General features: G+C 60.6%; 14 protein-coding genes. 5 read left to right on the forward strand and 9 right to left on the reverse strand.

Going from position 1 to position 11,351, the window contains the following annotated elements:
- On the reverse strand, positions 1-509 hold a 509-nt coding region (locus JWQ61_RS01080), incomplete at its 3' end, for an MFS transporter (RefSeq protein ID WP_304358893.1).
- A 313-nt stretch (positions 510-822) separates the two neighbouring features.
- Here JWQ61_RS01080 and JWQ61_RS01085 point away from each other — a divergent pair.
- The 3 genes from JWQ61_RS01085 to JWQ61_RS01095 all read left to right on the forward strand — a co-directional run bounded on the left by JWQ61_RS01085 (position 823) and on the right by JWQ61_RS01095 (position 4,494).
- Positions 823-1,593, forward strand: coding sequence for a FadR/GntR family transcriptional regulator (locus JWQ61_RS01085; protein WP_304358882.1), 771 nt, complete (start codon positions 823-825; stop codon positions 1,591-1,593).
- A gap of 280 nt (positions 1,594-1,873) precedes the next feature.
- Complete coding sequence (kdgD, locus tag JWQ61_RS01090) at positions 1,874-2,785, forward strand: 5-dehydro-4-deoxyglucarate dehydratase (RefSeq protein WP_304358883.1); 912 nt, start codon at positions 1,874-1,876, stop codon at positions 2,783-2,785.
- Between the two features lie 131 nt (positions 2,786-2,916).
- A complete protein-coding gene (locus tag JWQ61_RS01095) occupies positions 2,917-4,494 on the forward strand; it encodes an aldehyde dehydrogenase (NADP(+)) (protein ID WP_304358884.1) in 1,578 nt (525 codons plus the stop codon).
- Positions 4,495-4,562: 68 nt separating this feature from the next.
- On the opposite strand, the gene JWQ61_RS01100 is transcribed toward JWQ61_RS01095, so the two are convergent.
- The 5 genes from JWQ61_RS01100 to JWQ61_RS01120 form a co-directional block, all read right to left on the reverse strand.
- Positions 4,563-5,360 (reverse strand): transporter substrate-binding domain-containing protein, encoded by a 798-nt coding sequence (locus JWQ61_RS01100; RefSeq protein ID WP_304358885.1) that lies wholly within the window; start codon positions 5,358-5,360, stop codon positions 4,563-4,565.
- Between the two features lie 45 nt (positions 5,361-5,405).
- Complete coding sequence (locus JWQ61_RS01105) at positions 5,406-6,146, reverse strand: amino acid ABC transporter ATP-binding protein (RefSeq protein WP_061538416.1); 741 nt, start codon at positions 6,144-6,146, stop codon at positions 5,406-5,408.
- Positions 6,130-6,783, reverse strand: a complete 654-nt coding sequence (locus tag JWQ61_RS01110; RefSeq protein ID WP_061538415.1) for an amino acid ABC transporter permease — start codon at positions 6,781-6,783, stop codon at positions 6,130-6,132. The genes JWQ61_RS01105 and JWQ61_RS01110 overlap by 17 nt, the downstream gene beginning before the upstream one ends.
- The gene (locus JWQ61_RS01115; protein WP_304358886.1) at positions 6,780-7,541 is read right to left on the reverse strand and encodes an amino acid ABC transporter permease; all 762 of its coding nucleotides are present in this window, start codon (positions 7,539-7,541) and stop codon (positions 6,780-6,782) included. Before JWQ61_RS01115 ends, JWQ61_RS01110 begins: the two co-directional genes overlap by 4 nt.
- Positions 7,542-7,684: 143 nt before the next feature.
- Positions 7,685-8,524: an NAD(P)-dependent oxidoreductase gene (locus JWQ61_RS01120; protein WP_304358887.1), complete on the reverse strand. Its 840-nt coding sequence runs from the start codon at positions 8,522-8,524 to the stop codon at positions 7,685-7,687.
- 251 nt (positions 8,525-8,775) lie between these two features.
- Here JWQ61_RS01120 and JWQ61_RS01125 point away from each other — a divergent pair, with 251 nt between their 5' ends.
- On the forward strand, positions 8,776-9,222 hold the full coding sequence (locus tag JWQ61_RS01125; protein ID WP_304358888.1) for a nuclear transport factor 2 family protein: 447 nt from the start codon (positions 8,776-8,778) through the stop codon (positions 9,220-9,222).
- A gap of 68 nt (positions 9,223-9,290) precedes the next feature.
- On the opposite strand, the gene JWQ61_RS01130 is transcribed toward JWQ61_RS01125, so the two are convergent.
- The 3 genes from JWQ61_RS01130 to JWQ61_RS01140 form a co-directional block, all read right to left on the reverse strand.
- On the reverse strand, positions 9,291-9,569 hold the full coding sequence (locus JWQ61_RS01130; RefSeq protein WP_304358889.1) for a DUF3566 domain-containing protein: 279 nt from the start codon (positions 9,567-9,569) through the stop codon (positions 9,291-9,293).
- A 60-nt stretch (positions 9,570-9,629) separates the two neighbouring features.
- The gene (locus tag JWQ61_RS01135) at positions 9,630-10,028 is read right to left on the reverse strand and encodes a hypothetical protein (RefSeq protein WP_304358890.1); all 399 of its coding nucleotides are present in this window, start codon (positions 10,026-10,028) and stop codon (positions 9,630-9,632) included.
- Between the two features lie 234 nt (positions 10,029-10,262).
- Positions 10,263-10,589 (reverse strand): GFA family protein, encoded by a 327-nt coding sequence (locus JWQ61_RS01140; protein ID WP_304358891.1) that lies wholly within the window; start codon positions 10,587-10,589, stop codon positions 10,263-10,265.
- 424 nt (positions 10,590-11,013) lie between these two features.
- On the opposite strand from JWQ61_RS01140, the gene JWQ61_RS01145 reads away from it, so the two are divergent.
- The coding region (locus JWQ61_RS01145) for a VOC family protein (protein ID WP_304358892.1) at positions 11,014-11,351 on the forward strand (338 nt) is incomplete at its 3' end.

Genomic DNA, 11,351 nt, shown 5'->3' on the forward strand with positions numbered 1-11,351 from the left:
GCCGCGCCCATGACCACGAACGTCTCCGACCAGCCGTAAGCATGCGTGATCCAGGCCATCAGGGGGGCGAACAAGACGGTGGCGAAATATTGCGAGGAATTGAAAATCGCCGAGGCGGTGCCGCGCTCGGTAGTCGGGAACCAGGCGGCGACGATGCGGCCGTTGGCGGGAAACGACGGCGCTTCCGCCAGGCCCACCATGAAACGCAGCATGAACAAGGCCGGCACCGCCCACAACACGCCGAGGAAATGCACGCCGCCCTGCAGCAGGGTGAACAGCGACCAGATGAAGATGCTGGCGGCGTACACCCGTTTCGAACCGTAGCGGTCGAGCAGCCACCCGCCCGGCAATTGCCCCAGCACATAAGCCCAGCTAAAAGCCGAGAAGATGAAACCCATGGTGACCGCATCGAAGCCCAGCTCGCTCTTCATCGCCGTGCCGGCAATGGAAAGAATCGCGCGGTCGGCGTAATTGAAAGTGGTCACCGCAAACAGCATGAACAAAATCATGTAGCGCAGCTTGCCGCGCGGGGCTGTTGCCGGCCCCGCCGTTTTATCGTTATTCACCTACGTCTCCTGTTTCGCCAGAGTCGGCGCCTGCGGCAAAGCGGCCTGGAATGCACAGCTTTCGCTGCCCGCAGCCCGTGCCGCGTGCTGCGGGTCCAGGCCGGGGCTTGTTACAAGGCGCCGTTCTTATTATTCTTGATGTTTTAACCTGCGTTAAACTACCGTGATGTTATCAGTCATCCTACAACTTGAATCGTAGTATAATCAGCGAAAAATATTTTAGCAACTAGATTTACCTTTCCCGCGGCCCCCACCTATGAATACACCGCTCAATACATCGCTCACTGCACAGTCCGACCCTGGCGCACCGCGCAAGAAGCATCGCAACCTGGCGCAGAGCGTGGTCGCCAATATTGCCGACAGTATTCGCAGCGGCAGCAGCAAGCCGGGGGACAAGCTGCCGACCGAATCCGAGCTGATGCGCACCCAGGGCGTCAGCCGCACCGTGATCCGCGAGGCGATTTCGCACCTGCAGGCATCGGGGCTGGTAGAGACGCGGCACGGCATCGGCACTTTTGTGCTGGCTGCCAGCAGCTCCAGCAATTTCGACATCGATCCGGAAACCGTGATCACCATGCGCGATATCCTGGCCATCCTGGAACTGCGCATCAGCCTCGAAGCAGAAGCTGCCGGGCTGGCCGCGGCGCGCCGCAGCGACGAGCAGCTGGCGCAGATGCGGATGGCGCTGGATGCCTTCCAGAAGAGCGCCCATGAGCGCGGCGACTCGGTCGCGGCCGATGTCCAGTTCCACCTGCACATCGCCCAAGCTACCGGCAACCGCTATTTTGTCGACATCCTGACCCACCTCGGCACCACCATCATTCCACGCACCCGGATCAATTCCGCCAGGCTGGCGCATGACGACCCGGCGGCTTACCTGGACCGCGTCCACCGCGAACACGAAGATATCTACAATGCCATCGTGCGCCAGGATCCGGAAACTGCACGGGCTGCGATGCGCACCCACCTGAGCAACAGCCGCGAGCGTTTGCGCAAGGTGCAGGACAGCATGGCGCTGGCGTCGTAATAAAACGCTGAAGATCCCGCCGCCGGCGCGTCCGGCGGTTTCATGACAGATCCGAACACTTCCCTGACCGGATATTGCTTCCGCGCCGCCCGGCCTGGCTTTTTACGCCCGGTTTCTCTCATTTCCGCTGAATTTTCGTTTAAACAAACAACATTTCCAGGCTTGCATACTGCAAATCTTTGTTGTACGATGACTGATAACTTAATCACCCGGGTGCCGGACGCCTTCTTGCGGCGCAAGCATCCGATTATCAACCGCAGCACTACTTCACCCCGAGACCATGACTCCTCAAGAACTCAAACAAACGCTTTCCTCCGGCCTGCTGTCCTTCCCGATCACCGATTTCGATGCGCAAGGCGAATTCCGCCCGAGCACCTATGCAGCTCGGCTCGACTGGCTGGCGCCCTACGGTGCGAGCGCCTTGTTTGTAGCGGGCGGCACCGGCGAGTTCTTTTCGCTGACGACCGCGGAGTATTCCAACGTGGTGCGGGTGGCGGTCGAAACCTGCCGCGGCAAGGTGCCGATCCTGGCCGGCGCCGGCGGACCGACCCGCACTGCGATCGCTTTCGCGCAGGAAGCAGAACGCCTCGGCGCGCAAGGCATCCTGCTGATGCCGCACTACCTGACCGAAGCCTCGCAAGACGGCCTGGTCGCGCATGTCGAAGCCATCTGCAATTCGGTGAAATTCGGCGTGGTGGTGTACAACCGCGGCATCTGCCGCCTGAATGCGGATTCGGTGGAACTGCTGGCGGCGCGCTGCCCTAACCTGATCGGCTTCAAGGACGGCATCGGCGATATCGAACTGATGGTGTCGATACGGCGCCGCATAGGCGACCGCCTGAGCTACCTGGGCGGCTTGCCGACCGCGGAACTGTTTGCCGCGCCCTACAAGGCGCTCGGCGTGCCGGTGTATTCCTCGGCGGTGTTCAATTTCCTGCCGAAGATGGCGATCGATTTCTACACCGCGATCAAGAACGACGACCACGCCACCACCGGCCGCCTGCTGGACGATTTTTTCCTGCCTTACCTGGCGATCCGCAACAAGAAAGCCGGTTACGCAGTCAGTATCGTCAAGGCCGGCGCCACCATTGTCGGCCACGACGGCGGGCCGGTGCGTACACCGCTGATTGATCTGAATGCGGAAGAACGTGAACAGTTGAAGGCGCTGATTCTGGCGCAGGGACCGCAGTAATCCACGGCACTTACTCCGTGGTCCGTTAAATGGGGGCAGAGTAATTTTCGGCGATAAGACTGCCGAAAAAAAACTCTGACCCCATTGAACTGCTTTTGCGGTGGTGCATATAATCGAACTGAGGAATATAAATGAATATCACTGGTGAAATGCTCATCGGCCAATCTGCAGTGCGCGGCACGGAAGGCACGCTGCGTGCCGTCAATCCCGCCACCAATGAAAAGATCGGCCCCGATTTCGGTGCCGGCGGCGCAACTGAAGTAGATCGTGCCTGCACCCTGGCGCAACAGGCTTTCGACAGCTATCGCGCAACCACCGCGCAGCAACGCGCGGAGTTCCTGGAAGAGATCGCCAGCGGCATCCTGGCGCTGGGGCCCGCGCTGATCGAACGCGCCGCGCAAGAATCCGGCTTGCCGACCGCGCGCCTGGAAGGCGAACGCGGCCGCACGGTCGGCCAGTTGCGCTTGTTCGCTAGTGTGCTGCGGGCCGGCAATTACCTCGGCGCCACCCTTGATTCGGCGCTGCCGGAACGGACTCCGCCGCGCTCTGACCTGCGCCTGCGCAAGATCGCCATCGGCCCGGTCGCGGTATTCGGCGCCAGCAATTTCCCGCTGGCGTTCTCGGTGGCCGGCGGCGATACCGCCTCGGCGCTGGCGGCCGGTTGCCCGGTAGTGGTCAAGACCCACAATGCCCATCCCGGCACCTCGGAACTGGTAGGACGCGCGATCCAGCAGGCAGTCGCTGCCTGTAAACTGCCCGAAGGCGTATTTTCCCTGGTCATCGGCGCCGGCAACGAAGTCGGCCAGGCTTTGGCCAGCCACCCTGCAATCAAGGCGGTCGGCTTCACCGGCTCGCGCCAGGGCGGACTGGCGCTGGTGCGCGCCGCTGCGCAAAGACGTGAACCGATCCCTGTTTACGCCGAGATGAGCAGCATCAATCCGATGTTCCTGCTGCCGCATGCGCTGGCCGCGCGCGCAGCGAAAATCGGCACAGCTTTCGTCGACTCGCTGACCATGGGCGTCGGCCAGTTCTGCACCAATCCCGGCCTGGTGATCGGCCTGGCGGGCGAACACCTGGTGCAGTTCCAGGAAGCGGCATTGCAGGCATTGAAAACCAAGGCGGCAGGCACCATGCTGACGCCCGGCATCCACGACGCCTATGTCGCCGGCGTCGAGCGCATGGGCGCACTGGCCGGGGTCGATACGCTCGGCCAGGGCCAAGTTGCGGCAGCGCCATGCGCAGCCCAGGCGACGCTATTCTCCACCGACGCCGCCACCTTCCTCGCCACCGAGCAGCTAGAAGATGAAATCTTCGGCCCCAGCTCGCTGCTGGTCGCCTGCCGCAACGAAGACGAAATGCGCGCCGTCGCCGAACACCTGGCCGGCCAGCTGACCGCCACGCTGCAACTGGATGAAGAAGATCACGCACTGGCGCGCAAGCTGCTGCCGACGCTGGAGCGCAAAGCCGGCCGCATCCTGGTCAACGGTTTTCCGACTGGTGTGGAAGTGTCTTATGCGATGGTGCACGGCGGCCCGTTCCCGGCGACTTCCGACAGCCGCAGCACCTCGGTCGGCGCCACTGCCATCGACCGCTTCCTGCGGCCGGTGTGCTACCAGGACTTGCCGGGCGCGCTGCTGCCGGCTGAACTGCAGGACGGCAATCCGCTTGGTTTGCCGCGCCTGGTGGACGGCAGCTGCCTTAGCGCCTGACGATTCCGGCGGCCGGCGATCCGGCGATCACCGAGCCTGCCCGGTGGTCGCCGTTTGCTGTGACTAGCTTAGCTGGCGTTGGCGATCGTAGCCGGCAGATCGCGGCCATGGTATTTCTTGTAGATCGCATTCAGCTTGCCGTTCTTGTGGTTGGCGACAACCCAGGCATTGACCCATTCCTTCAGCTTCGGCTGGTCTTTGTTCATCGCGATGCCCAGGTCGAAATCCTTTTGTGCGAATTTCAGTTCCAGGTTCTTGGCCGGCGCCCGCTTGATCATTTCGGCCAGGTTGGACGGCGTGCTGGAAAAGATGTCGATCTGGCCGGTCACCATCGAAGTGATCAGGGTGGCATCATCTTCATAACGCATGATTTCCGCGCCCTTGGCCAATTGGGTGGTGACCGTGTCGTTGACGGTAGCGCGGGTCAGGCCGATGCGTTTGCCCGCCAGGTCGGCATAATCCTTGATCTTGATGCTCTTCGGTCCGCCGACGATGATCGTGATGACGGCATACGGCACCGAGAAGTCGACCACCTTGGCGCGTTCAGGCGTGATCGACAAATCGGCGATCACCAGGTCGGCGCGCTGCGCCTGCAAGGTCGGCACGCGGGCGGCGTTGGTGATCGGCACCAGTTCCAGCTTGACGCCGAGGTCTTGCGCCAGCTGCGTCGCGGTATCAACGTCCGAGCCGGTCGGCTGCAGGTTGGCGTCGGCGAAACTGAACAGCGGCGTGCCCATGGCGATTGCTACCCTCACTTTTCCGGCCTTCTTGATGTCGTCCAGCTGGTCGGCCAGCACCGCGTGGGTTGCGCCGCAGAATAGCAAAGTAGCGATGCAGCTGCGGGTAAAGAGTTTGTTGAGTTTCATGTCTGTCTCCTGTTTTATGGAATAGTTATGTGACGCTAAGTCCTGCTACAAACCGTTGTTGAGGAAAGCGCGCAACTCGGCAGTTTGCGGCGCGTCCAGCATCTCGCCGGGACCGACTTCCCAGACCTTGCCTTGATGCATATAGATGATGCGGTCGGCGACCCGTTTGGCGAACGCCATTTCATGCGTCACCAGCAGCATCGTCATGCCGCCCGCCGCCAGGTCTTCCATCACACGCAGCACCTCGCCGGTGAGCTGCGGATCGAGCGCCGAAGTCACCTCGTCGAACAGCATGACCTTCGGCGCCATCGCCAGCGAGCGCGCGATCGCCACCCGCTGCTGCTGGCCGCCGGACAGCTGCTCCGGATAGGCGCCGGCCTTGTCGCCCAGGCCGACCTGCTCCAGCGCCGCCAGCGATACCTGCAAGGCCTCGGCGCGCGGCTGGCGCTTGACGTGGCGCAGCGCCAGCATGATGTTTTCCTGCACCGTCAGGTGCGGAAACAGGTTATAGCTCTGGAACACGATGCCGACTTCCTGGCGCAGCCGGTGCAGGTCGACCTGCGGATCGTCGACCCGGATGTCGCACACTTCGATGCTGCCGGAATCGATGGTTTCCAGCCGGTCTATGCAGCGCAGGGCTGTGCTCTTGCCGGAGCCGCTGGCGCCGATGATGGCGATCATCTCGCCCTTGCCGACTTCGAACGAGACTCCCTTCAAGACCTGGTTGGCGCCGAAACTCTTGTAGATCTGGTCCAGCTTGACGATTGGGTTAACGATTGCCGACATTGAGCTTATTCTCCATAGCTTCGCTCCAGCGCGAAAGCGGGTAACACAGTGCGAAATAGAAAGCGCCGACCAGACTGAAAATCAGGAAGGGCTGGAAGATCGAGTTGTTGATGATCTGGCCGGCGCGCGTCAGCTCGACAAAACCGATCACCGAGGCCAGCGAAGTCATCTTGATGACTTGCACCAGGAAACCGACGGTAGGCGGCAGCGACAGCCGCAGCGCCTGCGGGATGATCACCAGGCGCAGCGTCTGCCAGCGCGTCAGCGACAGGCATTCGGCCGCTTCCCACTGCGGTTTCGGCATCGCTTCGACGCAGCCGCGCCAGATGTCGCCCAGGTAGGCGCTGGTGTAGACCATCATCGCCAGCCCGGCCGCCACCAGTGCCGGTAAGGCGAAGCCATAGACCGACAGGCCGTAGTAGACGATGAACAGCAGGATCAGCAGCGGGATCCCTTGTATCGATTCGATGTAGAGCAAGGCCGGCAGGCGCAGCCAGCGGCGCGGCGAAATGCGCGCCAGCATGATGCCGAAGCCGCCTATGCTGCCGAGCAGGAAGGCGATCAGCGACAGCAGCAGCGTCCACCAGATCGACTGCGCCAGGTAGATCAGATGGGTCCAGCTGAAATTTCCGATCATGTCGTCCTCCGCTTGCTGACGCCAATCACGGATGCATCGGCAGCCGCCGCCCCCGGCTGCTTCTTGCCGGCCTGCGCCGCGGCGCGCCGGATCACGCGGCGCCGCCTGAAGAAATATTCGCCCAGGCCCCAGGCCAGCAGCTTGACCAGCAGCGACAGCGCCAGGTACAGGCAAGCCACCACGATATAAGTTTCCAGGGAACGGAAAGTGTCCGACTGCACGGTGTTGGCGATCGCCGTCAGTTCCTCGGCCGAGATTTGCGAGGCCATGGCGGAGGCCTGCATCATCAGCAGGAACTGGCTGGTCAGCGCCGGGTAGACCTTCTCTATCGACGGCTGCAGCATCACGTGCCAGCCGATGCGCCAGCGCGACAGGCCCAGGCACTCGGCCGCTTCGATCTGGCCGCGCGGCACCGCTTCCAGGCCGGCGCGGATGATTTCGGCGGCATAGGCGGCGATATTGATGATCATCGCCAGCACCGCGGCGGCGAAGGTCGGCATGTGGATGCCGAGGCTGGCCAGGCCGAAATACAGGAGGAACAACTGCACCAGGAACGGCGTGTTGCGCACCGCGTCTATATACACCGAACAGGCTTTCGACAGCCATTTGCGGCGGCCGCGCTTGGCGAAAGCCACCAGCGTGCCGGCGCTGACGCCGACCACCACCGCGACGCCGGTCATCTTCAGGGTCAGCCAGGCGCCCTCGAGAAATACCGGCCAGTAGGGAAGAAGGTCGCTAAAGTGAAGTGCAAAACCCATGACTGACGAATGCTCCTGTAGCTTTTCTGCTTATCTCGGCACGGCAATCGCCCATTCCATCTGTCGATTGCCGCGGTCTCCCTGCATTCCGCCCTGGCTGCGCTTATTTTGCGCTTATCCCTGGGCTTGCTGTTCAAGCCCGCTTATTGCGGCTCGAACGGCCCTGTCACCGTAAACATGCCGCCCTGATACAACCGCACCGGATCGTCGGCGGCCGGCAACGGCTGCGCCTCGACTGCGGCGCGGAATGGCTCCGAGCTGTCGCGCGCCACAAAACCGAGGTGCGCGGCATAGCGGTTGTTCCACCAGACGCCGTTATTGTCCGACATGCCGTACACCACCGTATGTCCCACCTGCGGCGTAAACAGGCTGCAGCGCAGCAGCTCCGTCAGGTCGTCATAACTCAGCCAGCAGGCCAGCGCGCGCCGGTCCTTCGCGGTCGGGAAGGAATTGCCGATGCGGATGCTGACTGTCTGGATGCCGTAGCGGTCGAAATACAGCTGCGCCATGTCTTCGCCGTAGGATTTGGACAAGCCGTAATAACCGTCCGGGCGCCGCAGGTCGTGGCTGTCGATCACCTGATCTTGCCGGTAAAAACCGGTGACATGGTTGGAGCTGGCGAAGATGACGCGCTTGACGCCATGGCGCCGCGCCGCTTCGTATATGTGGAACACGCCCTTGATGTTGGCTTCCAGGATTTCTTCGAACGGCCGCTCCACCGACACCCCGCCCAGATGCACGATGGCGTCGCAGCCGGCCACCAGCGCGTCGACCGCGGCGCGGTCGGCCAGGTCGCAGGGCTGTACCTCTTCATGCGGCGCAGCGTCCTCCGCCAAAGCCGCGGCCAGGTCGGAAACCCTGATGGTGGCGGCGAACGCCGCCAGCCTTGGCCGCAATACCTTGCCCAGGCCGCCGCCGGCACCGGTCAACAACAGGCGCTGGTACCGCGCGCCGCCTTCTGCACTATTTGTCTTGTCGCTCATGCCATGTCCCGTGCCGATTTGAGAGAGATCGCAGACATTGTCGCGTATCTGCGACTGTCGTGTCCTTGACTATGTGCTCCCGTTTATTGTTATACGTTGTCATACAACTTGATTGATTATGTCTTGTTCGCGCCCTCCTTGTCAAATCACCCTACGGACTGGCGCTATTCATGCAAATCCGGGATTGCAGGCGATATTTTATGTTGTATGATGACTGATAAGAAAACACAACACCACCAAGGAGACCCCCGATGTTTAAGAAATGGATGTATTTGTGCACTGCGATGGTCTGTTCCATGATCATTGCCCAGGGAGCGACTGCCGCCCCCGATGAAGAAACGGTAGCGGAGCAAGTCGAGAAACTGCGGGCAGCAATGCTCCACCCCGGCAATCGCACAGCGCTTGACCGGCTGGTGCTGGACGAACTGAGCTACGGCCACTCGAACGGCAAGGTGCAGGACAAGGCGGAATTCATAGGCGCGCTGGTCAGCGGCGAATCGGATTTCATCAGCATCGCCTTGTCGGACCAGAGCGTCAAGATTTCGGGCGATACCGCGGTGGTGCGTCACACCCTGGTGGCAGCCACCAATGACTCAGGCAAGCCGGGCAACGTGTCCCTGAAAATCCTGATGGTGTGGAAGAAGCACGATGGCCATTGGCGCCTGCTGGCGCGGCAGGCAGTGCGTTTCAGCGTATAAGGCATGCGGATTTGATACTTGCGGGACTGCGCGGAATCTTGTCTGCGCAGTCCTGCCTGAACACCGTGTCAGGAATTTTCAATATCGGAGGTAGTAAATTCAATACCGCCGACCCATTTTGCAATGAGGTTGTAAACCCATGCGCCAATCACCGTGAAAACAAAACCGACCACCAGATAAATAAAAGGCAGCGCAATCATCGCGCCAATCGCCGGTGCTTTGTTCCCTGGAATAATCAGGAAAAACAGGCTCATCAGAACAAAGATCGGGAAGGAAATAGCGAAATAAAGAAGGGCTACTACCTTGGCAGTCTGGACCGGCGAAATGCTCAATATCTGTTTTTTCATGATTTGTTTTCCCTGTTATAAATTATTAGATTATTAATAGTACTCATCACACCGCAGCCATCAGTTCAACATAGCGCCCTTTCCGGCTGGCGCGCGTATCACCATGAACAGCATGAGCAACATGCCCAAAAGGACCGCGATAGATGAAAGGCCGAGAACCGGGCCGATAGTCTCTTCGGGGACGAATTGTCCCGACAGCAGGAACAGGCTGGCCAGCATGATCAAGGCGCCCGCATGATGCAGGACGAATTGCGATGTCGCCAGGCCGGGCCGGACTCCGGTTAGCCACAGCTTGTGGATGACTCCGTAAACGACGGAAATCGCAAAGCCGATCAGTAGAATGTGGGCGTGCGTAACCAGTTGCGAGTGGTCTTGCGCCATGCCCATGTAAATCCCGAACGCCAGTCCGAGGACCGCATAAGCCAGTCCGGAAACCAGGAACTTCCTGTCAAATCCCATTATTCGACCTCTCAAGTGCTTAAGCATCAAACGGCCTGCCAGATTGCCGTGCGTAAAGAGTTTGCCTATGCTGCCATGAATAAGGTGCGCAATCAATGTTAAATAAACGCGTGCCTGTACCTCCGCATTTGGCCGGTCGTGGCATTGCTGGATGGCTGCTTACGGCCCGAAAGCGGTCGCTCAACGTTCGAGCCAAGTTCCGCTTGAGAGAGGGGTCAGGCCTCAGTGGCGGCGTTACGCCATGTGCTCCATGTCTTTGGGCATGGTTACCCAGGAATGCATCCGATCTTCATAGACCGAGAACGTTGGCGCCGGGAAGCTCGATTCGGCGAAGGCGCCGACGGGAATCGCAATACTGTCTTCCGTGCCTTCCATGACGAAGTAGACCGTGGCGCCGCAAGTGGGACAGAAGGTGAACCTGCACCTCCCGCCTTCGTCGCCGACACGGACATACTCCGTGCCGGTTCCGCTGATCTCGACTGCTTGCCGCGGAAACCTGGCTTGCGCCGCAAAGACGCCGCCGGTTCTACGCTGGCATGACAGGCAATGGCAGACCGACACGCGGATCGGATCTCCAGAGACGCTGGCAGAGAGCTGGCCGCAACTGCAGGAGGCGATTCGAAGTGTCATCGTGATGTAGAAGAAGGGATGCTTCCGACGCCTAACTGCTGCCTGGAAAACGTTGCTCACTAGAGCAACTTTAGCAGTCGGCCGAACCGAGCGCAAGCCGCCATGCGGCTGCCGTTTGTCATTGACTGCCCCTGGCCGGATGCGGACATGGAATAATAGCAAGCCATCATCCGTGCCACTGGTCGTCGACCATGGCAAAACACCATTGTCGTTGTTCAGTAATCAAGGAATGGGGCCGGGAATTTTTCCGGCACTATTTTCAAGAAGTTAAATCGAAGAAGTCTATGCCTGGGCAACCCAGCCTGTTGATGGGCGAGTGCCCCTCTTTTATCTGTCCCAATTCAGGAGAACCAACATGGTCAGCAAAAACACGATTTTTCTCTGGTTCGACAGCGCCGCGCTGGACGCCGCGAAGTTCTACTCCGAGACGTTCCCGGACAGCACGGTGGGAACAGTCTATCGCACGCCTGGCGACTATCCTGCGGGTAAGGAGGGCGATATCCTGATGGTCGAGTTCACCGTGATGGGCATTCCTTGCATCGGCATGAACGGCGGGCCGGCGATCAAGCACAACGAGGCTTTCTCGTTCCAGGTCGCGACCGACGACCAGGCCGAAACAGACCGCTTGTGGAACGCGATTGTCGGCAATGGCGGCGAGGAAAGCGCGTGCGGCTGGTGCAAGGACAAATGGGG

Origin of the sequence: Collimonas fungivorans, from assembly GCF_028292705.1 — a bacterium.
Lineage (GTDB): Bacteria > Pseudomonadota > Gammaproteobacteria > Burkholderiales > Burkholderiaceae_D > Collimonas > Collimonas fungivorans_B.

What these genes read in the sequence shown, in the direction of transcription:
- JWQ61_RS01130 (WP_304358889.1), bottom strand. Translation starts at nt 9,569, where the DNA reads ATGAAAAAACAGATATTGAGCATTTCGCCGGTCCAGACTGCCAAGGTA.
- JWQ61_RS01095 (WP_304358884.1), top strand. Translation starts at nt 2,917, where the DNA reads ATGAATATCACTGGTGAAATGCTCATCGGCCAATCTGCAGTGCGCGGC.
- JWQ61_RS01105 (WP_061538416.1), bottom strand. Translation starts at nt 6,146, where the DNA reads ATGTCGGCAATCGTTAACCCAATCGTCAAGCTGGACCAGATCTACAAG.
- kdgD (WP_304358883.1), top strand. Translation starts at nt 1,874, where the DNA reads ATGACTCCTCAAGAACTCAAACAAACGCTTTCCTCCGGCCTGCTGTCC.
- JWQ61_RS01125 (WP_304358888.1), top strand. Translation starts at nt 8,776, where the DNA reads ATGTTTAAGAAATGGATGTATTTGTGCACTGCGATGGTCTGTTCCATG.
- JWQ61_RS01110 (WP_061538415.1), bottom strand. Translation starts at nt 6,783, where the DNA reads ATGATCGGAAATTTCAGCTGGACCCATCTGATCTACCTGGCGCAGTCG.
- JWQ61_RS01115 (WP_304358886.1), bottom strand. Translation starts at nt 7,541, where the DNA reads ATGGGTTTTGCACTTCACTTTAGCGACCTTCTTCCCTACTGGCCGGTA.
- JWQ61_RS01135 (WP_304358890.1), bottom strand. Translation starts at nt 10,028, where the DNA reads ATGGGATTTGACAGGAAGTTCCTGGTTTCCGGACTGGCTTATGCGGTC.
- JWQ61_RS01120 (WP_304358887.1), bottom strand. Translation starts at nt 8,524, where the DNA reads ATGAGCGACAAGACAAATAGTGCAGAAGGCGGCGCGCGGTACCAGCGC.
- JWQ61_RS01085 (WP_304358882.1), top strand. Translation starts at nt 823, where the DNA reads ATGAATACACCGCTCAATACATCGCTCACTGCACAGTCCGACCCTGGC.
- JWQ61_RS01100 (WP_304358885.1), bottom strand. Translation starts at nt 5,360, where the DNA reads ATGAAACTCAACAAACTCTTTACCCGCAGCTGCATCGCTACTTTGCTA.